Here is a 23,406-nt window from a genome sequence, read left to right on the forward strand (position 1 = left end):
GGGCTGGCATCGTCCGAAGCTCGCCAGTTCTGGCTGGCCCAGCTCGAAGGAGTGACCGAGGACACAGAGGCCGACCTAGCCGGCCCGCACCGGACCCCTCCTCCGGGGGCCTCCCGCCCCCGACCCCGTGCACGTGTCGACGATGAGGTTGAGCATGTCCGTGATCTCGCGGTTCGCCCGGGTGGCCATGGTGCCGCTGGCGACGCTGGCGCTGGTGCTGGCGCTCTGGCAGGCGGTCACTGCCGGCGGCCTGTTCCGCCCCGACCAGTTCCCCACCATGACCGCCACGCTGCAGGCGCTGGCCACCGCGCTCGGCACCGAGGCCCTGTGGTCCACCGTCGGCGCCACCCTGCAGGGCTGGGCCATCGGCCTCGCCGTCGCCGCTGTGCTGGCCGTCGTCGTCGGCTCGCTGCTGGCGGCCAACGACACCGCCTTCCGCAGCGCGGCCAGCGTCATCGAGCTGTTCAAAGCGATCCCGGCGATCGCGATCCTCCCGCTGGTGATCCTGGTGCTGGGGTCGACGCTGGACATGAAGGTCTTCCTGGTCGCCTTCGGCGCCTTCTGGCCGTTGGTGGTCCAGGTCGTCTACGGCGTCCGGTCGGTCGACCCGACCGTCCGCGACACCGCCCGGGTCCTCGGCGTGCGCGGGATCCGGCGGTTCCTCACCGTCACCATCCCCAGCGCCTCGCCGTACATGGCGACCGGGCTGCGGATCGCCTCGGCCAGCGCGCTGATCCTCTCCGTCGTCGCCGAGCTCGTCGGCGGCGCCGAGGGCATCGGCCGGGCGATCCTCTTCGCCCGCAACGCCGGCGTCACGTCCTACCCGACCATGTACGCCTACATCCTGGTCTCCGGTCTGCTCGGCATCGTGCTGACCGGCGCGTTCTTCCTGGTCGAGAAGAAGGCCATGCACTGGCACGAGAGCCAGCGCAACGCCAAGAACAACGAGTTGGGGGCCCGATGACCACCGCGACGACCGGCAGCACGGCAGCGGGACAGGACGCCGGCCGCACCGGCTCGGCGAGTGCCAGCGGTGTCGCGCCGGGCGCCGCCGTCCCGGTCACCGACGTGCCCAGCACTCAGGTCACCGGCGCCCCGGGCGGACGCCGTCCGAGTCGGGCCCGGGCCCGCGGCCGCAACGTGTTGCTGGCGCTCTGGCTGCCCGTCGTCCTGCTGGTCGGCTGGTGGTTCCTGTCCGCGAACAGCACCTCGCCGTACTTCCCGCCGCTGCAGCAGATCCTGCAGTCGGTGTGGGACGAGTGGGTTGTCGGCGACGCCAAGCAGCAGCTGCTGCCCAGCCTCCGCAACCTCGCGGCCGGCTTCGTCGGGGGCTCGCTGATCGGCGTGCTCGGCGGCGCGCTGCTGTGGCGGCTGCCGGTGCTGCGCAAGGGCGCCAACCCGGTCGTCTACTTCCTCTACGTGCTGCCCGCCCCGGCGCTGCTGCCGGCGATGATCGCGCTGTTCGGGCTGGGCGAGGCGCGGCAGATCGCGCTGATCGCCTTCGGTGCCACCTGGCCGGCGCTGCTGAACACCCTCGACGGCATGCGGGGCATCGACCAGGTCAAGTTCGACACTGCCCGGGCGATGCGGTTCAGCTCGCTGCGCACCGTCACCTCGGTGGTGCTGCCGGGAGCCTCGCCGCAGATCGCCGCCGGCCTGCGGGCCAGCCTCCAGGTCTCGATCATCCTCATGGTGGTCAGCGAGATGATCGCCGCCTCCGAGGGCATCGGGTACTTCATCCTCCAGGCCCAGACCGTCTTCGCCATCGTGACGATGTGGGGCGGGATCGTCGTCCTCTCCGTGTTGGGCACGCTGCTCAACTACCTGTTCGTCTTCGCCGAGCACCGGCTGCTGCGCTGGTACTACGGCTCCCGCGCCGTCGGCACCGACAAGTCCTGACGGCCCCTCCCGCACCCCCTCCTCGCACCTCCCCGGCACGGAATCGGAGACACGGCATGACCCAGACCCTCGGTGCACACGCGGCCGGCTCGACCCCCGGCGGCTCCGCCGTCCTCGACGTCGTCGGCCTGCGCAAGGTGTTCAACGCCGGCCGGCCGGACGAGCGGATGGCCATCGACGACGTCACGTTCAGCGTGGCCAAGGGCGAGTTCGTCTGCATCGTCGGGCCCAGCGGCGCAGGCAAGACGACGCTGCTGCGCTGCATCTCCGGCCTGTCGGCGCCCAGCCGGGGGAGCGTGGTGTTCGAGGGCACCCCGCTCTCCGGCGTGCCCGATCAGCTGGGTGTGGTCTTCCAGGACTACGGCCGCTCGTTGTTCCCGTGGTTCACCAACGGCAGCAACATCGCCCTCCCGCTCAAGGCGCGGGGGGTGGGCAAGGAGGAGCGGCGGAAGCGGGTCGCCGAGGTGCTCACCGAGGTGGGCCTGGGGCACGTGGAGAAGCAGTACCCCTGGCAGCTGTCCGGCGGCATGCAGCAGCGGGTGGCGATCGCCCGCACGCTGTCCTACCAGCCCGACCTGCTGCTGATGGACGAGCCGTTCGCCTCGGTCGACGCGCAGACCCGCTTCGACCTGGAGGACCTGATCCTCAAGGTCCGCGAGGAGGTCGGCATCACCGTCGTGCTGGTCACCCACGACATCGACGAGGCGATCTACCTGTCCGACCGGATCGTCGTGCTGTCCGGCTCGCCGAGCAAGGTGCGGGAGATCGTCGACGTGCCCCTCGGGCGCCGGCGTGACCAGGTCGCCACCCGCTCGAGCGAGCAGTTCCTCGAGCTGCGCAAGCACCTGCTCTCCCTCGTCATGCCGCACTGACGTGACCGCCGGTACGACGATCGGGCGGCCTCCCTCGGCGACCACCACGGTCGTCGAGCAGCTCGCCGCGACGATGGCGGCGCTGGGGACGACGGACCTGTTCACCCTGATGGGCGCGGGCAACCTGCGGCTGGTGCACCACCTGGCCACCGGGCACGGGGTCGCCGTGCACCACCTGCGGCACGAGAACGGCGCGGTGGGGGCGGCCGACGGGTGGGCGCGGGTCACCGGCCGGGTGGGTTGGTGCACCGTCACCCAGGGGCCGGGGTTCACCAACACGCTCACCGCCCTGCTCACCGCCGACCGGGCGCACTCGCCGGTCGTGCTCATCACCTCGGACTCCTCGGGGCTGTCGGCCCGGCAGGCGCCGTTCGCCGGCGGCGTGCAGGGACTGGACCCGGAGCTGCTGCTCGACCCGCTCGGCCTGCCGGTGGTCCGCGCCCGCGCGGAGACCGCGGCCGCCGACCTGGTCACCGCCCACCGGCGCGCGGTCGAGGAGTCGCGGGTGGTGGTGTTCGTGGTGCCCGTCGGCATCGACCTGCTGCCGGCCGGCGACCCGCCGGCCGTCGCGGCCCCGGTCCGCCGCCCGGTCCCCGAGCCGGACGCCGCAGCGCTGGCCGCGGCGGTGGCCGCGATCGCGTCGTCCCGCCGTCCGGTGGTGGTGGCCGGCCGGGGAGCCGTGGAGTCCGGCGCCGGGCCGGCGTTGCGCCGGCTGGCCGCGCTCACCGGCGCCCACCTGACGACGACCGTGCGTGCGCTCGGGCTGTTCGAGGGCGACCCGGCCGACCTCGGCATCCTCGGCGGCTTCTCCACCCCGGAGGCGGCAGCGGTGGTCGCCGAGGCCGACTGCCTGGTGGCGGTGGGCACCTCGCTGAACTTCTTCCACACCCGCCGGTCGCAGTTCGTCACCGGCCGCACGGTGGTGCACGTCGACGCCGACGCCGCCGCGTTCACCGCGTTCGACGAGCCGACGGTGGCGGTGCGGGGCGACGCCCGGGCAGTTGCCGAGCGGCTGGGCGCGGAGCTCGCCGGCCGGGTGGGGGAGCGGGCGCGGGCGGTCGCCCCGGTGCCTGGCGGCTTCGCCGACGTCTCGGCGCCCGGCCGGATGGACCCGCGCGCGGTCTCGGTCGAGCTGGACCGGCTGCTCCCGCGGCCCCGCCGGGTCTACGTCGACAACGGGCACTTCGGGGGCTTCCCGATCATGCACATGACCCACGACCGTCCCGGCTCGCTGGTCTGGCTGCCGGAGTTCGGCGCGGTCGGCAGCGCGCTGGCCGCCAGCGCCGCCGGCGCGCTCGCCGAGCCCGACGGGCAGGCGGTGCTGTTCATCGGCGACTGCGGCTTCTACCTGACCATGGGCGACCTCGAGCTGGCCGTGCGCGAGCGCCTGCCACTGGTGGTGGTCTGCATGAACGACGGGGCGGCGGGGTCGGAGCTGGCGCACATGAAGGACTGGTCGGTGCCGCCGGAGCAGGCGGTCTTCGGCTACGCCGACCTGGCCGCCGCCGCGCGGGGCATGGGTGCGCAGGCCGCGCTGGTCCAGGAGGTGGCCGGGCTGGCACCGGCGCTGCGCGACTGGGACCCCGCGGCCGGGCCGATGTTCCTGGACTGCCACATCAGCCGGGACGTCCGCTCGCCGCTGTACGACCACGTCTGACCGTCGGGCCGGTTGAGGGCGGGGCGCCGCCCACCGGCCCGACGACCTCAGCCGGTCGGTGCGACGAAGGTCTTGGCGGCGGAGCCCCGGCCCTCGGCCAGCTCCGCGAACGCCGCGGGTGCCTCGTCGATCGTCACCAGCCGCACCGACTCCGGCGGCCGCACCGTCCCGGCCCGCAGCCAGCCGACCGCCCGCTCGAAGTCGGCCCGGTCGAAGCAGTTGGCCCCGACGATGGAGATCTCTCGGCGGATGACGGAGAACCAGGGCAGCTCGGTGACGTCGCTGTGCAGCCCGACCATCACCACCTGACCGCCGGCCCGGGCCAGTTGCACGCCGGCGGCCCGGGTGGCGGCGGTGCCCACGACGTCGAACACCACGTCGAACCCGTCCTCGGCCCGCTGGGCCGCCAGGGGGCCTGCCTCCTCGGTCGACCCGACGGTGACGTCGGCGCCGGCCTCGGCGGCGGCGGCCCGGCGCCGGGGGTGCGGCTCGACCACGGTGATCTCCGGGATGCCGGAGAGCCGGGCGGCCTGCACCAGCAGCCCACCGACCGAGCCGGCGCCGATGACCAGGGCCGCCCGCGGCCGGGCGGGCAGTGCGAGCTGGACGTCGTGGCACGCCTGGGCCAGCGGCTCGGCGGTCGCGGCGAGCTCGTCGCTCACCCCGTCACCCAGGGCCACCAGGTTGCGCACGGGCGCCGCGACCCGCTCGGCGAATGCGCCGGGCCGGTGCACGCCGATGATCTCCAGGCGCGGGCAGAGGTTGTCCCGGTCGCTGCGGCAGGCCCAGCATTCGCCGCAGGTCACCTGCGAGTTGACGGTCACCCGGCAGCCGACCCAGCCCTCGTCCGCGGCGTCGCCGACCGCGGCGACCACGCCGGAGAACTCGTGCCCGCGCACGTCACCGGGCCGGGCGATCCCCATCCGCCCGCGGTAGGCGGAGACGTCGGAGCCGCAGATGCCGGCCCGGTGCACCGTGACCACCGCCTCGCCCGGGCCGGCGACCGGCTCGTCGGCGTCGGCGGCGGTCATCTCGTCCGGGCCTGCCCAGCGCAGCGCCCTCATGCCGGCCGCGGCAGTCCGCGGGCGGCCTCGGCGCCGCCCAGCCCCTCGTGCATCGCGCTGCGGAAGAAGATCAGCGGGTCGGCGTCGTGCCGGTTCGTGGCGGCGGTGACCGAGCCGATCAGCAGCATGTGGGTCGCCTGCTCCAGTGCCGCGGACAGCGTGCACTCGATGGAGCCGGCGGCGCCGGCCAACAGCGGGGCGCCGTTGCCGCCCGCCGCCCAGTCGACGTGGGCCATCTTGTCCGGCTCGCGGGAGGCGAACAGCCGGGCCACGGCCTGCTGGTCGGCGGCGAGGATGTTCACCGCGAAGCTGCCTGCGGCCTCGATCGCCTGCCAGGTCCGGGACTGGCGGGCGAGGCAGACGATCACCTGCGGCGGTTCGGCCGACAGCGAGGTGAACGAGTTCACCGTGCCGCCCTGCGGGCCGTCGGGCCCGGTGCTGGTCACGACCGTCACGCCGGTGGCGAAGGTGCCGCAGACGGCACGGAAGGCCAGCGGGTCGGGCGCGGGCAGGAGCGGTGCCGGCGGGGTGGCCTCGATCGTCATCCGGGTGGTCCTCTCCTCGCGACGTCGTCGTCGTCCGATCGGCACGTGCGCAGCACGGTGGCGCCGTTCTGTCCTGCTCTGTCTACGGCAGCGGACGGCTTCTCCGCCAATGCCCAGATAATTCCTGTGATGCCGTTCCGTGCTCTGTGCAGGAATGGCGCGGCCGCTCATTCCCCGGAGTTATGAGCAACGCACTGGTGCTCATCACTCGGGCATCGAGAATGCGTCATGGATCGCCTAGGTTCAGGACGACGGCGGCGCAGTCGGCGTTTCCCACGATGACGTAGGAGCTGAGCATGACGACCGTAGAAGTGGACCGGACGACCTCGGTCACGGGGTTCGACGCCGGCGCGGTCCTGCACGATGCCGCAGCGCTGCACGACCTGGTCGACGGGCACGGACCGGAGAACGACCGGGCCGGGCGGATCGCTGAGCCGGTCGTCGAGGCGCTGTACGCCAGCGGGGCCATCTCGGTCTTCACCCCCCGCGGGCTGGGCGGGGCGGAGATGAGCCCGCGGCAGTCGATGGACCTCTTCCGCACGTTGTCCTACGCCGACCCCTCCACCGGCTGGGTCACCATGGCGCTGGGTCTGGCCACCGGCCTGGCCGGCGCCTTCTTCGACCGGGACACCGCCGAGGAGCTGTTCGCCACGCCCCGGCTGGGCATCGCCGGTCAGGGGACCCGCCCCGGGCGGGCGGTGCCGGTCGACGGCGGTCACCTGCTCAGCGGGGAGTGGGCCTTCGCCTCCGGCATCAAGCACGCGACCCACCTGCACACCGCCGCGGCGGACACGGCGACCGGGGAGTCCCGGTTCTTCATCGTCCCGGTCGAGCAGGTCACCTTCATCGAGAACTGGGACGTCCTGGGGCTGCGCGGCACCGGCAGCATCGACTACACGCTGTCCGACGTCTTCGTGCCGGCCAGCCACAGCTACCCGAGCCTGAGCACCGAGCCGGTGACCGGGGGCGATCTCTACCGGATCGGCATCGGCAACTTCGCCAGCCTCAACCACGGCGCCTGGGCGCTGGGGGTGGGCCGTCGGCTGCTCGACGAGCTCGCGGCCGTGGTGCGCGCCAAGGCCGGGCAGCCCGGTGGGCAGGCCAGCAGCGACAGCTTCGCCGAGCAGTACGCCGCAGCCGAGGTCCGGCTGCGCGCCGCCCAGGCCCTGCTCTACGAGGTCTGGGAGGAGATCGAGGCGGTGCTGGCCGCCGGCGACGCCCTCCCGCTGCGGCTGGAGACGCTCAACCGGGCTGCGCTGAACAACGCCACCTGGAGCACGCACGCGATCGCGGAGTTCGTCTACAAGTCCGGCGGCACCGGCGCGCTGCGCTCCGGGACCATCCAGCGGCTGTTCCGCGACGTCCACGGCGGGACCCAGCACATCTCGTCCTCGCCGATGATCATGCAGTCCGCCGGCCGGGAGCTGGCCGGCCTCGCCGACGGCAAGCGGTGGGTGCACTTCTCGCTCAAGTGACCGCTGGGTCCGTGCCGCCCGACCCGAGACCGAAGGAGTTCTCACCATGAGCATCGACACCCATGCCGCGCCGGCGCAGGAGTTCGGCGACCAGGCGGACCTGCAGGAGCTGTACCGCGACCTCGCCGCGGTCGACCTCCGCCCGCTCTGGACGATCACCGAGCAGTTGCTGACCCCGACCCCGCGGCCGGCCGCCGTGCCGTGGTTGTGGTCGGCGGCGACGATGAAGCCACTGGCCCGCCGGGCCATCGAGCTGGTGCCCGTCGAGCGCGGCGGCGAGCGGCGGGTGCTCAGCCTGCAGAACCCCGGGCTGGGCGGCCGGCCGTACGCCGTCGGCACGCTGTGGGGTGCGCTGCAGTGCCTCGGGCCGCGCGAGGTCGCCCCGGCGCACCGGCACACCCCGGGCGCCATCCGCTTCGTGCTCGAGGGGGAGGGTGTCTGGACGACGGTCGACGGCGACGCCTGCGACATGCGCCCCGGCGACCTGGTGCTCACACCGTCGATGAACTGGCACGACCACACCAGCAGCGTCGACGGTGAGATGTTCTGGTTCGACGGCCTGGACCTGCCGATGGTGGCCGCGCTGGACGGCGTCTTCTTCGAGGAGTACCCGGGGCCGGGGGAGTCGCAGCCCGAGCCTGCCGAGCACAACCTCTCCGAGCGCCGGTACGCCGGCGGCACGCGGTACGTCTCCGGTGCCGTCGCCGAACAGCTGAGCCCACGGCACTCCCGGCTGCTCAACTACCGGTGGGTCGACACCAGCGCCGAGCTCGACCGCCTCGCGGCGGCCTCCGACGACCCGCTGCTCGCGGTCGAGTACGTCGACCCGGAGACAGGTGCGAGCGTGCTGCCGACGATGGCGTGCGCGGTGCACCGGGTACGCGCCGGCCGCCGCACGGCTGCCGAGCGCCGCGCCGGCAACGCGATCTACGTCGTCTTCACCGGCACCGGCTCCAGCGTCATCGACGGCCAGCGGTTCGACTGGGGCCCCGGTGACATGTTCGTCGTCCCGTCCTGGGCGGCGGTGGAGCACGCCGCCGACGAACAGGCCGACCTGTTCGTCGTCTCCGACGAGCCGGTGCTCCGGGCCCTTGGCATCGCGCGCGCCGAGGTCCTCGCCGAGCCGCAGGCCGTCACCCGCACCTTCACCGCCCGCTGACCCCGAGGAGTACGCGATGAAGCTGGCCCTGTTCGACTCCGCCGACGGCCCCGCCCGCCTCGGCATCGTCACCACCGGCGCGGACGGCGACCGGGTCGTCGACGTCACCGGCGCGCTGCCCTGGCCGCACGACCCCGACCCGCTCACCGCGGGCTGGTGGCGGGCGCTGTGCCGGGACCTGGACGCGGTGCGGCCGGCGCTGGAAGCGGCCGCCGCCGCCGGCACCCCACGCCCGGTCGACGAGGTCACGTTGCGCGCCCCGGTGCTGGGACCGACGAAGATCGTGGCGGCGGCGAGCAACTACGGCGCGCACGTCGAGGAGATGCACGGCGTCCAGGAGCGCACGCTGGGCAAGGTCGAGCCCTGGATGATGGAGTTCGACGTCTTCCTCAAGGCGCCGTCGTCGATCGTCGGGCCGGGCGCCGACATCGTGCTGCCGCCGGAGGTCGTGGCGGCCGGGCACGAGGTGCACCACGAGTCGGAGCTGGTCATCGTCATCGGCAGCGGCGGCCGCGACATCCCGCTGGAGCGGGCGATGGACGCCGTCCTCGGCTTCACCGCGGGTCTGGACATCACCGTGCGGTCGGCCGCCGACCGCTCCAAGCGGAAGTCCTACGACTCGTTCAGCCCGCTGGGGCCGTGGATCGTGACCCGTGACGAGGCCGGCGACGGCGGCGACCTGGACATCCTGCTGACCTCCGGCGGCGACGTACGCCAGTCGGTGACCACCGCCGACCTGGTCACGCCGGTGCCACAGATCGTCGCCTACGCCTCGACGATCATGACCTTGAACCCCGGCGACGTGCTGTTCACCGGCGCACCGCCCGGGGTCGGCCCGATCACCGCAGGCGAGAAGCTCGAGATGAGCATCAGCCGGATCGGCTCGATGACGGTCCAGGTGGTCTGAGTGGACGACCAGCGCGCAGCGGTGCTGGACCGGCTGTTCGACGTGCGCGGGCTGGGGGTGGTGGTGACCGGCGCGGCCAGCGGCCTCGGGTTCGCCATCGCCGAGGTGCTGGCCTGCGCCGGTGCCCGGGTGACCCTCGCCGACCGGGACGCCGAGCGGCTGGACCGCGCGACCGGCGAGCTGGCCGACCGCGGGACGACGGTGCGCAGCCAGGTGGTCGACGTCGCCGACCCGGACGCCGTCGACGACCTGCTCCGCGAGGCGGCGGAGGCGCACGGCGGGCTGCACGTCGTGTTCGCCAACGCCGGGATCTCCGCCGGGCCCGGGCCGACGTCGGAGACCGGGCAGCTGACCGCGGTCGACCGGGCGCGCTGGGACCGGGTGCTGGACGTGAACCTCGGCGGGGTGTTCGCCACGCTGCAGGCGGCCGCCCGGCACGTGACCCCGGACGGCCGCGGCCGGGTGGTGGTCACCTCCTCGGTGGCCGGGCTGGGCGGCGACCCGATGGTCGGCTACGCCTACGCCGCGTCCAAGGCCGCGGTGCTCGCCCTGGTGCGCCAGGCCGCCGCGGACCTCGGCCGGCGCGGCATCCTCGTGAACGCGATCGCCCCGGGCTCGTTCCGCACCGAGATCGCCGACGGCCGGATCCGGGAGCCCGGCGTGGCCGAGCAGTTCGCCGCCACCACGCTGGTCGGGCGGCTGGGTGAGCCGGCGGAGCTGCAGGGGCTGGCACTGTTCCTGGCCTCCCCGGCATCGAGCTACGTCACCGGCGCCACCTTCACCGTCGACGGCGGAGCCACCGCGATGCGCCCACCACCGTGGGTGGCCGGTCACCCGGCAGCGCCGGTCGGCGGCTGAGGACAGCGTCTCGCCGCTCTGCACCGCCGGCCGCGGCTCCACCGGGCGGACGGTGGGCGAGCGCGCCCGCTCGGCCAGGCCGTTGTCGGGCGACAGTGGTCTGATGGGGCAAGTCGACGGCGAGGAGGCCGACGTGCAGCAGGTGAGGCTCGCCTACGGGCGCACAGGACTGACCGTCGAGCTGCCGGACGACGCGGCGGTGATCACCCCGGTCGAGCACGCGGCCGCCCCCGACGTCGCCGCTGAGCTCCGCCGGGCACTGCGGGAGCCGGTGGGCGGTGCGCCGCTGCGCGAGCGGGTGCGGCCGGGGCAGACGGTGGCGATCTCGGCCTGCGACGGCACCCGCGCCCAGCCCCGGCACCTGATGATCCCGGCGGTGCTCGAGGAGCTGGACGGCATCGTGCGACTGGAGGACGTCGTCGTCCTGGTCGCCACCGGCACCCACCGGGCCAACACCGACGCCGAGCTGCGCGCGATGTTCGGCGACGAGGTCGTGGACACCGTGCGGATCGTCAACCACGACTCGCGGGCGAGCGACACCCACCGCTGGATGGGCACCTTCGGCGACGGGGTCCCGGTCTGGCTCAACGAGCAGTGGGTGGACGCCGACGTCCGGATCACCACCGGCTTCGTCGAACCGCACTTCTTCGCCGGCTTCTCCGGTGGACCGAAGATGGTCGCCCCCGGCCTGGCCGCGCTGGACACGGTGCTGGTGCTGCACGACGCGAAGCGGATCGGCGACCCGCGGGCGACGTGGGGCGTCACCCAGGGCAACCCGGTGCATGACGACGTCCGGGCTATCACGGCGGCCACGGACGTCACCTACTCCTTCGACGTCGTGCTCAACACCCGGCAGGAGGTCATCGCCGCGTTCGGCGGGGACACCCTCCAGATGCACGCGGTGGCGATCGAGCGGGCCCGCGAGGTGGCGATGGCACCGGTGGACGCGCCGTTCGACGTCGTCGTCACCACCGGCTCGGGGTTCCCGCTGGACCAGAACCTCTACCAGTCGGTGAAGGGCATGTCGGCGGCCGCGCAGGTCACCCGGCCCGACGGGCTGATCGTCTGCGCCGCCGCCTGCGAGGACGGCTTCCCCGACCACGGCTCCTACCGCGAGGTGCTCACCTCGGCGGCGTCACCGGAGGCGCTGCTGGAGCTGATCTCCGCGCGGGAGCAGACCGTGCCCGACCAGTGGCAGGTGCAGATCCAGGCGCGGATCCAGTCCGCGCACCGGGTCGTGATGCACACCGACCACCTCACCGACGCCCAGCTCGCCGAGGCGCACCTGGCGCAGACGACCGACATCGCGGCCACCGTCGCCGAGGCGGTCGCGGAGGCGGGGTCCGGCGCGCGGGTCTGCGTGCTGCCGGAGGGCCCGCAGACGATCCCCTACGTGAAGGGCTGACGGTCCGCCCTCCGGCCCGGGGTCACCGCCGGGGGAGCAGGAGGGCCTGGTCGGGGTAGCACCAGGCCCAGTGCTCGCGGGGCTCGGCGGAGGCGACCACCGGGTGCCCGGTCGCGGTCGCGTGCGCGGTGGCGTGCCGGCTCGGCGAGGAGTCGCAGCAGGCCACGTGGTCACAGCTCAGGCAGCGCCGCAGGTGCACCCACTGCCCGCCGTCCCGGAGGCAGTCCGCGCACGCCTCGGCCGGGCCGGGTGCGGCCGGCAGCCCCTCGGCATGCCGACAGACGGCGTCCCCGTCCACCCGCCAGGACATGGCCGGTCAGTGCGTCCGGCTCAGCGGCAGCCGGACGCAGAACGTCGTCCCCTCCGGACCGGTCGTGTACGTCAGCGAACCGCCGTGCCGCCGCTCGATGATCCGCCTCGCGTTGTCCAGGCCGAGCCCGCTCCCGTCGCCGGCCCGCTTGGTGGTCACGAACGGCTCGAACAGGTCCTGGCGCACCGCCTCCGGCACCCCCGGGCCGTCGTCGGTGACCTCCACGAACACCGCGTGCTGGTCGGCCCGGGTGCGCAGGGTCAGCACCCCGGACCCGTCCATCGCGTCGGCGGCGTTGTCGATCAGGTTGGTCCAGACCTGGTTCAGCTCGGCCGGGTAGCCGGGCACCGGGGGCAGGTCGGCGGCGTAGTGGCGGTGCACCTCGATGCCGGTGAGCTTGCGCGCCAGCATCACCAGCGTGCTCTCCAGCCCGGGCTTGACGTCGACGTCGGAGTGCCGGGCCTGGTCCAGGTGCGAGTACTGCTTCACCGCGCCGACGAGGGAGGAGATGCGGGTGGTGGCCTCCTCGATCTCGTCCATCAGCGCCTCGGTCTCCAGGGTGTAGCGCAGCCAGCCGAACGCGGCGTCCCACTCCAGCCCGCAGTCGACCTGCTCCACGACGTCGTCCACCCACTGTGCGTCCATGCCGGAGCCGGCGAACACCGGCGCGAGCTCCAGCGCCTGCTCGACGCCGATCTCCTCCAGCCGATCGGCGATCGCGTCCTCGAGGTCGCTCTCCTGGAGCGCGGTCAGCTCGGCGTGCGGCTTGAGTGCCCGCTCGACGGACATCTCCTGCGTCTTGATCAGCCGGCCGACCAGCTCGGGGGAGAGCCCGGCCTCCGACAGCAGGCCGAGCTTCCGGCGCATGCCGGCGACCCGGGAGCGCAGCTGCTCGGTGGCCCGCACCGCGGCCGCTGCCGGGTTGTTCAGCTCGTGGGCGAGGTTGGCCGACAGCGCCCCCAGCTGCACCAGGTGCTCGCGCTGGCGCATCGTCGACTCGGTCATCCGGATGCCCTCGTACAGGCCGTCGAGCAGGTGCACCGCCATCGGGCACAGCCGGTGCACCAGCGCGGCGAAGTCCTCGGCCGGCAACCGGAGGAACCGGCTGGGCCGGGTGGTCCGCAGCGTGGTCTGGAAGTTCGGGTCACGGCTCTGGGTGAACGCCCGGACGGCGCCGGCGTAGGCACCGCGATGCGTCGTGTCGTTGAGGACGACGTCCTCGCCGTCGGTGTGCTTGGACAGCAGCAGCCCACCCTCCAGCAGCACGTACAGCGCGTCGGAGGGCTGTCCCTCGGCGAAGACGACGACGTCGGCGTCGTACACCCGCACGTCGCTGCGCTCGGCCACCCAGCGCTGGTCGACGTCCTCGAGCTCGGCGAACAGGAACAGGCTGCGCACCTCGGCGAGGTCGACCCCCGAGGAGGGCCCGTGGCTCGCGGTCATCTCAGTTCGCCTCCAGGTAGCGGTGCACGAGGGTGACGGCCATCGCGCCCTCGCCGACGGCGGAGGCGACCCGCTTCACCGACTCGGCGCGGACGTCGCCGGCCACGAACACGCCGGGGACGGAGCACTCCAGGTGGTACGGGGCCCGGGTGAGCGGCCAGTCCCGCGGCGGGCGGCCCGCCTCGTCCAGCAGCGCCGGCCCGGTGCGCAGGAAGCCGCGTTCGTCGCGCAGGAACGCCTCGCCCAGCCACTCGGTGGGCGGCGAGGCGCCGATGAACACGAACAGCCGGGACGCCGGGACGACCTCGGTCGCACCGGTACGGGAGTCGGCGAGCACCAGTCGCTCGAGGTGGTCGGCGCCCTCCACGGACTGCACCTGGGTGCAGGTGCGCACCTCGATCAGCGGGTCGGCCTCGATCCGGGCGACCAGGTACTCGGACATGCTCTGCCGGATGTCGGTGCCCCGGCAGAGCACCACCACCTTGCTGGCGAAGCGGGCGAAGTGCAGCGCGGCCTGGCCGGCGGAGTTGGCCGCGCCGACGACGAAGACCTCCTCGCCGGCGCAGTCGGCGGCCTGGTGCGCGACGGCGCCGTAGTAGACGCCGCGGCCGGTGAGGTCGGCGGCGCCCTCGGCCGGCAGCAGCCGCCAGGAGACGCCGGTGGCCAGCACGACGGCGTGCGCGGCGACCTGGCTGCCGTCGGCGAAGAGCAGCGCCCGGCCGTCGCCCTTGGGTGCGATCTGCACGACCTCGGCGGCGGTGAGCAGTTCGACGCCGAACCGCACGGCCTGGTCGCGGGCCCGCTGGGCGAGCTCGCTGCCCGACACCCCGAGCGGGAACCCCAGGTAGTTCTCGATCCGGCTGCTCTGGCCGGCCTGCCCGCCGGTGGCGGTCCGCTCGACGAGCAGGGTGCGCAGCCCCTCGCTGGCCGCGTACACCGCCGCGCCCAGTCCGGCCGGCCCGCCGCCCACCACCACGACGTCGTAGAACGGGCTGCCGGCGGTCGTGGCCAGCCCGACCTGCTGCGCGACCTGCTGCAGGGTGGGCCGGCGGAGCACGGTGCCCTCGGGGAAGAGCAGGGCCGGCAGCGTCGCGTCGTCCGCCAGGTCCGCGGCGGTGCGGATGCCGGCGGCGTCCTCGCCCTGCAGGTGCCGGTAGGGCACCTGGTTGCGGGCCAGGAACTCCTTGAGCTGCTGGGTCTCCGCCGACCACTGGTGGCCCAGCAGCGTGATGCCCTCGAACGGCGCCCGGGCGGTGCGGGTCCAGTCCTCGAGCAGCTCGTCGAGCACCGGGTAGAGCAGCTCCTCCGGCGGGTCCCAGGGCTTGAGCAGGTAGTGGTCCAGGTCGACGTCGTTGATCGCCCGGATCGCGGCGTCGGTGTCGGCGTAGGCGGTGAGCAGCACCCGCTTGGCGGTCGGCGCCAGGTCCATCGCCTGCTCCAGGAACTCCACGCCGGTCATCCCGGGCATCCGGTGGTCGGCGAGGAGCAGGGCGGTGGCCTCGCCGCGCGCGGTCAGCTCACGCAGCACGGCGAGCGCGTCGCGGCCGCTCTCCGCGCGGACGATCCGGTAGCGGTCGCCGTAGTGGCGTCGCAGGTCGCGGGCGACGGCGCGGCTGACCGCCCGGTCGTCGTCGACGGTGAGCAGGACGGGTCGCGCGGGCACAGCACCTCCGGTCGGCGCCGTCGAGGTGGACCGCCCCGGTGGGCAGGCCCCCGATGGCACCTCCATCCAACCGGGTGCAGGTGAACGGCGGTAGTCCCGACCGCCAGCTCTGGCACACCGGCGCCCGGCGCGGCAGGGTGACGTCATGACCGCGCCCGCGCACGAGCCCGGAACCCGTCGATGACCGCGCCGGTCGAGACGCTCGGCTGGTGGGAGGACGGCGAACGGCTCCTCGGGACGGCGCTGGGCCGGCTGACCGACGAGGAGCTCGACGCGCCGTCCCTGCTCACCGGCTGGTCGCGGCGGCACCTCCTGGCGCACCTGGCGGCCAACGCCGACGCGCTGGTGAACCTGCTGACCTGGGCGCGCACCGGGGTGGAGACGCCGATGTACCCCTCGATGGAGGCGCGGGACGCCCAGATCTACGAGGCGGCGCAGCTGCCGGCCCCCGAGCTGCGCGCTGCCGTGGTCGCGGCGACCGGCCGGCTGGCCGCCGCGGTCCGTGGCCTGCCCGAGGAGGCGTGGACAGCCCAGGTACGCACCGCGCAGGGGCGCCAGGTGCCGGCCGCGGAGGTGCCCTGGATGCGCTGTCGGGAGGTGTGGGTGCACGCGGTCGACCTGGACGAGGGCGTCGCCTTCACGGATCTCCCGGACGACGTCCTGGCCGCGCTCGTCGACGACGTCTTCCGGATGTGGGACCGCCGCGACTCCGTGCCCGACGTCGCGCTGTTCGCCGGTGACCGGGAGTGGGGCACCGGCACCCTGGCCGTCGCCGGTCCGCTGCCGGCGGTCGCGGCGTGGGTCACCGGCCGCAGTGCGGGGGAGGAGCTGCAGGCCGACGGTCCGCTGCCGACGCTGGCGCCCTGGCTCTGACCGGCCTGCCGGCTCAGCCGGCAGGACGGTCCCGCGGCATCGCCAGCGCAGCGAGCATCGCCGCACCCAGGACGGCGGCACTGACCGCGAAGGCGACCTGGTAGGAGAAGGCGTCGGTGAGCCAGCCGGCGACCAGCGGCCCGGCCACCGCGCCCAGGTCGGCGACCATCTGGAACACCGCCACCACCCGGCCGCCCCGAGCCGGGCTGACGTCGCCGACCACCGCGGCCGGCACGCTGGCCAGCAGTGAGGCGCCCAGCCCGAAGGTGGCCATCGAGAGCAGGAACGCCGCGGTGGTCGGCGGCAGCACCAGGACGGCGATCGCCGCGGTGGCCAGCCCCGAACCGAGCAGCAGCGAGGGACGGCGGCCCCAGCTGTCCGCCAGCCGGCCGGCCCGCAGCAGCCCGATCGCCTGCGCCACCGACCCGGCCAGCAGCCCGGCGCCGGCCCAGGCCACCGTCTTGCCCAGCTCCTCGGTCACGTACAGCGGCACCAGGGAGTTGCGGACGCCGAACAGCACCCAGCCCACGCCCAGGTTGGCGACCAGCGCCGCGACGTAGGCCCGGGACCGCAGCGCCGCGCGCAGCCCGCCACCGTCGGCGCCCGCGGGGGGCACGGCCACGGCCGACGGGCCGCCGCCGCGCACCTGGTCAGCGGCGGGGGCCGGGTCGGCGGCGGGATCCGGGTCGGCCGCCGCCCCGGCGACCGGGGGCAGCGCGGCCGGGCGCAGCAGGACCAGCGCGACCACCCCCGCGACCAGCAGGAAGCCGCCGTAGACGAAGAACGGCAGCCGCGGGGAGACCTCGGCGAGGAACCCGCCGACCGCCGGGCCGGCGATGCCGCCGAGGATGAAGCCGCCCTGGTAGGTGGCCGCGGCCCGGCCGCGCTGGGCCGCCGGAGCCGTCCGCAGCAGCAGCGAGAGGGCGGCCACGGTGAACATCGCGCTGCCGATCCCGCCGGCGGCGCGCAGGGCGACGAAGAGCGGGAAGTTGCCGGCCAGGGCGGCCGCGGCGGTGGCGACCGCGACGATCGCCAGCCCGGCGGCGAGCACGGCGCGCTCGCCGATCCGCTCGACCAGGGAGCCCCCGGCGAAGGCGGAGATGAACCGGAAGAAGGCGAACGCGCTGACGGCGAACCCGACGGCGGTGGTGCCGACCCCGTAGTCGCGGACGAACAGCGGGATCGCCGGGGCGACGATGCCGAAGCCGAGGGCGACGACGAAGGCGACGATCGCCAGGACACCGACCTCGCGGGGGAGCGGGGCGTCCTTGCTGCGATGTCGCACGAGCGCCGATCCTCACACGCGGCCCGGCACGCCGCTGCGGGGCGTCAGGGGATGAGCACGAGCCGCCCTGCGACGTCCCCGGCGCGCAGCCGGTCCAGCGCATCGTTCACCTGGGTCAGCGGCAGCGTGCCGGCCACCGGTGGCGCCAGCTGCCCGGCCGCGGCGAGGGCCACCGCCTGCTCCAGCTCGGCCAGCGTGTTGCCCACGCTGGCGATGACCCGTTGCTCGGCGACCACCAGCGCCAGCGGGCTCACCGTCAGGGCGTCGGCGCTGTAGCCGACCAGCACCAGCCGGCCGCGGCGACCGAGCACCGCCGTCGCGAGCTCCAGCGTCGCCGTGACGCCGGCGAGCTCCACGACGACGTCGGCGCCCTGCCCGCCGGACAGCCGGGCCACGGTGTCGGCGAGTTCGGCGGGGGCGACCGCGGCCACCGCCCCGGCGGACCGGGCAGCCGACCTGCGGGCGTCGTCCCGGCTGACGGCCACGACCACGCCGCCGCGTCGCCGGGCCTCCTGCACCGCGGCCAGCCCCACGCCGCCGGCGCCGAGCACGACGACCACGTCACCGGGCTCGACCGCGGCCTCGGTGAGCGCGTGCACCGCGGTGGTGCCGGCGCAGCACAGCGGTGCGGCAGCCTCGAACGGCAGCTCGTCGGGCAGCCGGACCAGGCAGTGCGCCGGCACGACCAGCTGCTCGGCGAAGGCGCCGTCCGCGGCGAAGGCGAGCACGCCGCGCGGGGTCAGGCACAGGTTCTGCCGACCGCGCAGGCACCAGCGGCAGCTGCCGCAGAAGAGGTAGTAGTACACGGCGACCCGGTCGCCCTCGGCCCAGCCGGTGACCGCCGACCCGACCGCGTCGACCGTGCCGGCGGCCTCGTGGCCCAGCGTCATCGGCGTCCGGGACGGCGCGTACAGGCCGTCGGTGAAGTGCAGTTCGGTGCCGCAGACCCCGGCCGCGTGCACCCGCACCCGCACCTCGTCGGGGGCGGGTTCGGGCACCGGGACGTCGTCCAGGGCCAGGGGTCGACCGGGTGCGTGGAATCGAGCAGCGAGCATCGAGCAGCTCCCTCCGCCGGCATGAACCGGATCAGGTGTGGACGGTCGGCGGTGGTCGTCCGCCTTCTCAGCCCGCGCCCGGGCTCCCGTGTGCGCCGCTGAAGCTACCGCAGCGGGGGAACCGGCTCGACGCGGCGCAGGAACGACCGGATCGCCAGGTGGTGGGAGAGCTGCTCGCGGTGCGCCTCGCACGCCGTCCAGGTCTTCTCCCGGTCGGGGGTGTGCACCTTCGGGTTGTTCCACACCAGGACGACGGTCGCCGGCTCCCGGCAGCCCTTCGCCGAACAGATCACGCCGGCGTCCCCGGCCGGCCTCGCGTCCTCGGTCATGGGCCGAGTCTGAGCCGGTGCACACGGAACTGTCAGGAGGGGGTGCCAGGGTCGGTCCGGCCGCACTCCCTGACCCCGGGTGCGGCCACCAGCCCCCGCGGCCGGAAAGGCGCTCGCGGAGGGTGAACCCGGCCATGGGGGCGGGTAGGGCGAGGTGCATGACCGACACCAAGCCCCTCGCCCTCGTCACCGGTGCCTCCAGCGGGATCGGGTACGAGCTCGCCAAGCAGTTCGCCCAGCACGGTTTCGACCTGGTGATCGACGCCGAGGACCCGACGATCGACACGGCGGCCGCGAAGCTGCGCGCCGAGGGCGCCGAGGTGACCGCCGTCCAGGCCGACCTGCGGACCCCCGACGGGATCGAGCAGCTGTGGACCCGGGTGCAGGGCCTCGGCCGCCCGCTGGACGCCGCCGCGCTCAACGCCGGCGTCGGCCGCGGCGGTGCGTTCGTCGACACCGACTGGGCCGATGACCTGGAGGTCATGCAGCTCAACGTGGTCTCCACCGCCGCGCTGTTGAAGCTGGTGCTCGTGCAGATGACCGGTCGCAACGCGGGCCGGGTGCTGGTGACCTCCTCGATCGCGGCGACCATGCCCGGCGCCTACCAGCCGGTCTACAACGCCTCGAAGTCCTTCGTCCAGTCGCTGACCGAGGCCGTGCAGCAGGAGCTCAAGGACTCCGCCGTCACGATCACCGCGCTGATGCCCGGCCCCACGGACACCGAGTTCTTCTCCCGGGCCGACCTGGACGACACCGCCATCGGCCAGGGCCCCAAGGACGACCCGGCCGAGGTCGCCGCGCAGGGCTTCGAGGCGCTGATGGCCGGGGAGGAGAAGGTGCTCGCCGCCTCGCTGAAGACGAAGGTGCAGGGCGCGGCGAACAAGCTGCTCCCCGACTCGCTCAAGTCCTCCGCGCACGAGGCGATGGCCAAGCCGCGCGACTGACCCGCTCCGACGACGCCCCTCCCGGTCCGCCGGGAGGGGCGTCGTCGGCGTTCCGGGCGACGCCGGCTTCCGGTCAGTGGTCGGCTCCACTGCACCGAGCCGGGGCGGAGCTGGCAGAGTCAGGGCATGGACGACGTCGTCATCTGTTCCCCGGTCCGCACTCCCGTCGGTCGCTTCGGCGGGGTCTTCGCCGGTCTGTCCGCCAACGAGCTCGCCGCCACCGCGCTGCGGGGTCTGGTGGAGCGGACCGGGCTGGGGGAGGGCGAGGTCGACGACGTCATCCTCGGCAACTGCAGCCCCAGCGGTGAGAACCCGGCGATCGGCCGGATCGCCGCCCTGGACGCCGGCCTGGGCGTGCAGGTGCCCGGCCTGCAGATCGACCGGCGCTGCGGATCCGGCCTGCAGGCGGTCATCTACGCCGCGATGCAGGTGGCGGCCGGCGCCGGCAAGGTCGTCGTCGCCGGTGGGGTGGAGTCGATGAGCAACGTCGAGCACTACGCACTGGGGCTGCGCAGCGGGGCCAAGGGCGACGGCGTCATGCTGCACGACCGGCTGGCGCGTGCCCGGGAGACCGCCGGTGGCCTCCACCACCCCGTGCCCGGCGGCATGCTGGAGACCGCGGAGAACGTCCGCCGTGAGTACTCGGTCGACCGGCTGGAGCAGGACGCCTGGGCGTTGCGCTCCCAGCAGGCCGCCGGCGCTGCCATCCGCGAGGGCCGGTTCGCCGAGGAGATCATCGGCGTCGAGGTGCCCGGGACCCGCAAGACGCCGGCCCGCACGGTCACCGAGGACGAGCACCCCCGCCCGGACACGACGATGGAGGACCTGGCCGGCCTGCGCCCGGTCATGGGCCGGGTCGACCCGGAGGCGACGGTGACGGCCGGCAACGCCTCCGGCCAGAACGACGGCGCCGCCGTCTGCGTGGTGACCACCCGCGCCGAGGCCGACCGCCGTGGCTGGCAGCCGTTCGTCCGGCTGACCGGCTGGGCCGTGGCGGGCGTGCCGCCGGAGACCATGGGCATCGGCCCGGTCCCGGCGACGGCCAAGGTGCTGGAGCAGACCGGGCTGACGCTGGCCGACATGGACCTCATCGAGCTCAACGAGGCGTTCGCCAGCCAGGTGCTGGCCTGCCTGGGGGAGTGGGGCCTGGGCGGGGACGACCGCGACCGGGTCAACGTCAACGGGTCCGGCATCTCCCTGGGGCACCCGGTGGGGGCGACCGGCGCCCGGATCCTGGCCACGCTCGCCCACGAGATGCGCCGCCGGGAGGCCCGCTACGGCCTGGAGACGATGTGCATCGGCGGTGGGCAGGGGCTCGCCGCGGTGTTCGAGCGGGTCGTCTGACCGCACCCCCAGGTTCTCGATCGGGCAACGAGGGCGACGACCGGTTAGTTAGGTAAGGCTGCCCTCAGGTAGAACAACACCATGTTGCTCTCCCGGTCGCTCGCGCGACGCACGTCCACCACCGCCGTGGTCCTCCCTGTCCTCGCGGTCGCCGTCCTGGCCGGCTGCTCGTCGGAGTCCGACGAGCAGCCGGCCGAGGCCGCCGCCGGCTCGGCAGCCGAGGCCGCCTTCCCGGTCACCATCGAGCACGCCTACGGGACGACGACGATCCCGGAGGAGCCCGAGCGGGTGGTCTCCCTCGGCTACACCGAGCAGGACGCGATCCTCGCCTTCGGTGTCGTCCCGGTCGCCGTCCGCTACGCCTTCGGCCCCGAGGACGACGTCTTCTTCCCGTGGGCCGACGAGGCGGCCGGGGACGCCGATCCGGAGATCCTGTCGCGGGCGGAGGTCGACCCGGAGCAGATCGCGTCGCTCGACCCGGACCTGATCATGGCGGTCACCGCCGGGCTGACCGAGGACGAGTACGAGACGCTCAGCGCCATCGCGCCGACGGTCGTGCAGCCCGAGGAGCACATCGCCTTCGGCACCCCCTGGCAGGAGCAGACCCGGATCACCGGCGAGGCGCTCGGTCAGCCCGACCGCGCGGAGGAGCTGATCGCCGACGTCGAGGAGCAGATCGCGGCGGCGCGGGCCGAGCACCCCGAGCTGGAGGGGAAGACGGTGACCCTCTCCGGCCCGGCCTACGGCGGGGAGTACCCCTTCCACACGTCCGACGACACCCGCACCCGGTTCTTCCTGGACCTGGGCATGGTCGTCGACCCGGCCCTGGACGCCGCGGCGCAGAGCGACTTCTACGGGACCGTCAGCCGGGAGGAGGCCCGGATGCTGGACGCCGACGTGCTGGTCTTCCAGTCCGGGTCCGAGGCCGAACGGGCGGGGATCGAGGGCGACCCGGTGCTGTCCGGGCTCCCCACCGTGACCGAGGGCCGGTCGATCTTCATCGAGGACGAGGACTACGCGGCCCTGCAGTTCGCCAGCGCCCTGAGCCTGCCCTACCTGCTGGACGGCTTCGCGCCGGAGCTGTCCGAGGTGGTCGGCTGAGCTGGGGGTACCGCGGGGCCGCCGTGGACACCTCCGCGGCGGCCCGGCGGCCGCGCAGGTGGTGGTGCGGTCGACCCGCGCTCGACGAGCACCGGGGTCACCAGCTCGGTGTGGCGCGACGGGAGGTCCTGCGCGCCGGTCGTCAGCTGACCGAGCAGCAGGTCGGCCGCGCCGACGGCGAGCAGGGCGGCGCGGTTGTCGACGGTGGTGACCGGCGGCGACCACCACTCGTAGAACGGTTCGTCCTCCGTGCAGATCACCGACAGCTGGTCGGGCACCCGCAACACGCTGTCGCCGATCACCGGCAGCGCCCCGAACGACGCCTCGTGGTTGGTCACCAGCAGCGCCGTCGGCGGCTCGGGCAGGCCGAGCAGCTCGGCGGCGGCCCACCGGCCGAAGTCGGGTGTGAAGGGCCCCCGGCACACCAGCTCGTCCAGGACCGGGACGCCGGCCGTCGCCATCGCGGCCCGGAAGCCGGCGTCGTGCAGTCGGCCGGAGGTCACCGCCGGCGGGCCCTCGATCGCGGCGATCCGGGTGTGCCCCAGCTGGAGCAGGTGCTCGGTGGCCAGCCGGGCTGCGGTCTCGTAGGCGGACATCACCGACGGGGCCAGGGAGCCGGGCACCTCGCGGTTCATCGTCACGACCGCGTGCCCCGCCTCGACCAGGGCGTTGACCAGGTCGGTGTTCGCGCCGGAGCCGGCGATCACCACGCCGTCGAAGTGGTGCTGGCGCACCGTCTGCAGGAACGAGGCCTCGCGCGCCGGGTCGCCCCCGGTGGTGCAGACCAGCAGCTGGTACTCGTGCTCGGCGGCCCAGCCCTGCAGGGTCTCCGCGATCGTGTGGAACGTCGCGGTGCGCAGGCTGTTGACGACCAGGCCGATCAGCCCGGTACGCCGGGTGCGCAGTGCGCTGGCCGTGCGGTTGGGCTCGTACTGCAGGGCCGCAGCGGCCGCCTCCACCCGGGCGCGGGTGCTGGGCAGCACCGCCGGGTGACCGGACAGGGCGCGGCTCGCGGTACTGGTGCTGACCCCCGCGGCCGCAGCCACGGAGCTCAACGTCGTAGGCACAGCGCGCTTTCTACCGAAGTGGAGAAAGGGGGAAAGCGCTGGGCCGTGCACAGCCGGCGGGTGTAGGTGTGCTGTCCGGGAAGGGCACATCCGTCTATGTGTCTTTCGATGTACGAGTCCATGTGTCCTCACGTGGCCGGTCGGCGCGCCC

The 23,406-nt window shown here is 74.1% G+C and carries 22 protein-coding genes and 1 riboswitch; of the genes, 13 read left to right on the forward strand and 9 right to left on the reverse strand.

The window, feature by feature from the left end:
- The first annotated feature begins 154 nt into the window (after window positions 1-154).
- The 4 genes from O2W15_RS22465 to O2W15_RS22480 are packed head-to-tail and all read left to right on the forward strand — an operon-like array spanning window position 155 to window position 4,428.
- Complete coding sequence (locus O2W15_RS22465; RefSeq protein ID WP_269163782.1) at window positions 155-964, forward strand: ABC transporter permease; 810 nt, start codon at window positions 155-157, stop codon at window positions 962-964.
- Window positions 961-1,899: an ABC transporter permease gene (locus O2W15_RS22470; RefSeq protein ID WP_269181061.1), complete on the forward strand. Its 939-nt coding sequence runs from the start codon at window positions 961-963 to the stop codon at window positions 1,897-1,899. The genes O2W15_RS22465 and O2W15_RS22470 overlap by 4 nt, the downstream gene beginning before the upstream one ends.
- A 56-nt stretch (window positions 1,900-1,955) precedes the next feature.
- Window positions 1,956-2,771: an ABC transporter ATP-binding protein gene (locus O2W15_RS22475; RefSeq protein WP_269181062.1), complete on the forward strand. Its 816-nt coding sequence runs from the start codon at window positions 1,956-1,958 to the stop codon at window positions 2,769-2,771.
- 1 nt (window position 2,772) lies between these two features.
- A complete protein-coding gene (locus O2W15_RS22480; protein ID WP_269181063.1) occupies window positions 2,773-4,428 on the forward strand; it encodes a thiamine pyrophosphate-binding protein in 1,656 nt (551 codons plus the stop codon).
- Between the two features lie 47 nt (window positions 4,429-4,475).
- Here the strand turns inward: O2W15_RS22480 and O2W15_RS22485 are convergent, their stop codons facing one another.
- Window positions 4,476-5,492, reverse strand: coding sequence for a zinc-dependent alcohol dehydrogenase (locus O2W15_RS22485; protein WP_269181064.1), 1,017 nt, complete (start codon window positions 5,490-5,492; stop codon window positions 4,476-4,478).
- A complete protein-coding gene (locus O2W15_RS22490; protein ID WP_269181065.1) occupies window positions 5,489-6,037 on the reverse strand; it encodes a flavin reductase family protein in 549 nt (182 codons plus the stop codon). Before O2W15_RS22490 ends, O2W15_RS22485 begins: the two co-directional genes overlap by 4 nt.
- A gap of 296 nt (window positions 6,038-6,333) precedes the next feature.
- Between O2W15_RS22490 and O2W15_RS22495 the strand changes: the two genes are divergently transcribed.
- From O2W15_RS22495 to larA, 5 genes are all read left to right on the forward strand, one after another.
- On the forward strand, window positions 6,334-7,512 hold the full coding sequence (locus O2W15_RS22495) for an acyl-CoA dehydrogenase family protein (RefSeq protein ID WP_269181066.1): 1,179 nt from the start codon (window positions 6,334-6,336) through the stop codon (window positions 7,510-7,512).
- Window positions 7,513-7,558: 46 nt separating this feature from the next.
- Window positions 7,559-8,671, forward strand: coding sequence for a cupin domain-containing protein (locus tag O2W15_RS22500; RefSeq protein WP_269181067.1), 1,113 nt, complete (start codon window positions 7,559-7,561; stop codon window positions 8,669-8,671).
- A gap of 16 nt (window positions 8,672-8,687) precedes the next feature.
- Window positions 8,688-9,578 (forward strand): fumarylacetoacetate hydrolase family protein, encoded by an 891-nt coding sequence (locus O2W15_RS22505; RefSeq protein ID WP_269163790.1) that lies wholly within the window; start codon window positions 8,688-8,690, stop codon window positions 9,576-9,578.
- Window positions 9,579-10,436 (forward strand): SDR family NAD(P)-dependent oxidoreductase, encoded by an 858-nt coding sequence (locus O2W15_RS22510; RefSeq protein WP_269181068.1) that lies wholly within the window; start codon window positions 9,579-9,581, stop codon window positions 10,434-10,436.
- A 103-nt stretch (window positions 10,437-10,539) separates the two neighbouring features.
- The gene (larA, locus tag O2W15_RS22515) at window positions 10,540-11,841 is read left to right on the forward strand and encodes a nickel-dependent lactate racemase (protein WP_269181069.1); all 1,302 of its coding nucleotides are present in this window, start codon (window positions 10,540-10,542) and stop codon (window positions 11,839-11,841) included.
- 22 nt (window positions 11,842-11,863) lie between these two features.
- Here larA and O2W15_RS22520 read toward each other — a convergent pair whose 3' ends face one another.
- The 3 genes from O2W15_RS22520 to O2W15_RS22530 are packed head-to-tail and all read right to left on the reverse strand — an operon-like array spanning window position 11,864 to window position 15,257.
- The gene (locus tag O2W15_RS22520) at window positions 11,864-12,151 is read right to left on the reverse strand and encodes a UBP-type zinc finger domain-containing protein (RefSeq protein ID WP_269181070.1); all 288 of its coding nucleotides are present in this window, start codon (window positions 12,149-12,151) and stop codon (window positions 11,864-11,866) included.
- Between the two features lie 6 nt (window positions 12,152-12,157).
- Entirely contained in the window at window positions 12,158-13,594 is a 1,437-nt protein-coding gene (locus tag O2W15_RS22525) for an ATP-binding protein (RefSeq protein ID WP_269181071.1), read from the reverse strand.
- 1 nt (window position 13,595) lies between these two features.
- On the reverse strand, window positions 13,596-15,257 hold the full coding sequence (locus tag O2W15_RS22530) for an FAD-dependent oxidoreductase (protein WP_269181072.1): 1,662 nt from the start codon (window positions 15,255-15,257) through the stop codon (window positions 13,596-13,598).
- Between the two features lie 180 nt (window positions 15,258-15,437).
- On the opposite strand from O2W15_RS22530, the gene O2W15_RS22535 reads away from it, so the two are divergent.
- On the forward strand, window positions 15,438-16,130 hold the full coding sequence (locus O2W15_RS22535) for a maleylpyruvate isomerase family mycothiol-dependent enzyme (RefSeq protein WP_269181073.1): 693 nt from the start codon (window positions 15,438-15,440) through the stop codon (window positions 16,128-16,130).
- A gap of 13 nt (window positions 16,131-16,143) precedes the next feature.
- On the opposite strand, the gene O2W15_RS22540 is transcribed toward O2W15_RS22535, so the two are convergent.
- From O2W15_RS22540 to O2W15_RS22550, 3 genes are all read right to left on the reverse strand, one after another.
- Window positions 16,144-17,415 (reverse strand): MFS transporter, encoded by a 1,272-nt coding sequence (locus tag O2W15_RS22540; RefSeq protein WP_269181074.1) that lies wholly within the window; start codon window positions 17,413-17,415, stop codon window positions 16,144-16,146.
- A 44-nt stretch (window positions 17,416-17,459) separates the two neighbouring features.
- Window positions 17,460-18,470, reverse strand: a complete 1,011-nt coding sequence (locus tag O2W15_RS22545; protein WP_269181075.1) for an alcohol dehydrogenase catalytic domain-containing protein — start codon at window positions 18,468-18,470, stop codon at window positions 17,460-17,462.
- A riboswitch (TPP riboswitch) is annotated at window positions 18,461-18,570 on the reverse strand. Its footprint overlaps the gene before it by 10 nt.
- A gap of 4 nt (window positions 18,571-18,574) precedes the next feature.
- Window positions 18,575-18,799 carry a hypothetical protein gene (locus O2W15_RS22550; RefSeq protein WP_269163800.1) on the reverse strand — a complete coding sequence of 75 codons (225 nt, stop codon included), beginning with the start codon at window positions 18,797-18,799 and terminating at the stop codon, window positions 18,575-18,577.
- 158 nt (window positions 18,800-18,957) lie between these two features.
- On the opposite strand from O2W15_RS22550, the gene O2W15_RS22555 reads away from it, so the two are divergent.
- From O2W15_RS22555 to O2W15_RS22565, 3 genes are all read left to right on the forward strand, one after another.
- Window positions 18,958-19,743: an SDR family NAD(P)-dependent oxidoreductase gene (locus O2W15_RS22555; protein WP_269163801.1), complete on the forward strand. Its 786-nt coding sequence runs from the start codon at window positions 18,958-18,960 to the stop codon at window positions 19,741-19,743.
- Between the two features lie 126 nt (window positions 19,744-19,869).
- Window positions 19,870-21,087, forward strand: coding sequence for an acetyl-CoA C-acetyltransferase (locus tag O2W15_RS22560; RefSeq protein WP_269181076.1), 1,218 nt, complete (start codon window positions 19,870-19,872; stop codon window positions 21,085-21,087).
- An 81-nt stretch (window positions 21,088-21,168) separates the two neighbouring features.
- A complete protein-coding gene (locus O2W15_RS22565) occupies window positions 21,169-22,188 on the forward strand; it encodes an iron-siderophore ABC transporter substrate-binding protein (RefSeq protein WP_269181077.1) in 1,020 nt (339 codons plus the stop codon).
- Here the strand turns inward: O2W15_RS22565 and O2W15_RS22570 are convergent.
- The gene (locus tag O2W15_RS22570; RefSeq protein WP_269181078.1) at window positions 22,140-23,234 is read right to left on the reverse strand and encodes a LacI family DNA-binding transcriptional regulator; all 1,095 of its coding nucleotides are present in this window, start codon (window positions 23,232-23,234) and stop codon (window positions 22,140-22,142) included. The two genes, O2W15_RS22565 and O2W15_RS22570, sit on opposite strands and share 49 nt — an antisense overlap.
- Window positions 23,235-23,406: the final 172 nt, after the last annotated feature.

The sequence above is a fragment of the Modestobacter sp. VKM Ac-2979 genome, from assembly GCF_026967995.1.
GTDB lineage: Bacteria > Actinomycetota > Actinomycetes > Mycobacteriales > Geodermatophilaceae > Modestobacter.

Coding starts and splice junctions, on each gene's coding strand:
- O2W15_RS22505 (WP_269163790.1), top strand. CDS start 8,688: ATGAAGCTGGCCCTGTTCGACTCCGCCGACGGCCCCGCCCGCCTCGGC.
- O2W15_RS22525 (WP_269181071.1), bottom strand. CDS start 13,594: ATGACCGCGAGCCACGGGCCCTCCTCGGGGGTCGACCTCGCCGAGGTG.
- O2W15_RS22475 (WP_269181062.1), top strand. CDS start 1,956: ATGACCCAGACCCTCGGTGCACACGCGGCCGGCTCGACCCCCGGCGGC.
- larA (WP_269181069.1), top strand. CDS start 10,540: ATGGGGCAAGTCGACGGCGAGGAGGCCGACGTGCAGCAGGTGAGGCTC.
- O2W15_RS22485 (WP_269181064.1), bottom strand. CDS start 5,492: ATGAGGGCGCTGCGCTGGGCAGGCCCGGACGAGATGACCGCCGCCGAC.
- O2W15_RS22535 (WP_269181073.1), top strand. CDS start 15,438: ATGACCGCGCCGGTCGAGACGCTCGGCTGGTGGGAGGACGGCGAACGG.
- O2W15_RS22565 (WP_269181077.1), top strand. CDS start 21,169: ATGTTGCTCTCCCGGTCGCTCGCGCGACGCACGTCCACCACCGCCGTG.
- O2W15_RS22555 (WP_269163801.1), top strand. CDS start 18,958: ATGACCGACACCAAGCCCCTCGCCCTCGTCACCGGTGCCTCCAGCGGG.
- O2W15_RS22495 (WP_269181066.1), top strand. CDS start 6,334: ATGACGACCGTAGAAGTGGACCGGACGACCTCGGTCACGGGGTTCGAC.
- O2W15_RS22560 (WP_269181076.1), top strand. CDS start 19,870: ATGGACGACGTCGTCATCTGTTCCCCGGTCCGCACTCCCGTCGGTCGC.
- O2W15_RS22465 (WP_269163782.1), top strand. CDS start 155: ATGTCCGTGATCTCGCGGTTCGCCCGGGTGGCCATGGTGCCGCTGGCG.
- O2W15_RS22545 (WP_269181075.1), bottom strand. CDS start 18,470: ATGCTCGCTGCTCGATTCCACGCACCCGGTCGACCCCTGGCCCTGGAC.
- O2W15_RS22500 (WP_269181067.1), top strand. CDS start 7,559: ATGAGCATCGACACCCATGCCGCGCCGGCGCAGGAGTTCGGCGACCAG.
- O2W15_RS22490 (WP_269181065.1), bottom strand. CDS start 6,037: ATGACGATCGAGGCCACCCCGCCGGCACCGCTCCTGCCCGCGCCCGAC.
- O2W15_RS22520 (WP_269181070.1), bottom strand. CDS start 12,151: ATGTCCTGGCGGGTGGACGGGGACGCCGTCTGTCGGCATGCCGAGGGG.
- O2W15_RS22470 (WP_269181061.1), top strand. CDS start 961: ATGACCACCGCGACGACCGGCAGCACGGCAGCGGGACAGGACGCCGGC.
- O2W15_RS22550 (WP_269163800.1), bottom strand. CDS start 18,799: ATGACCGAGGACGCGAGGCCGGCCGGGGACGCCGGCGTGATCTGTTCG.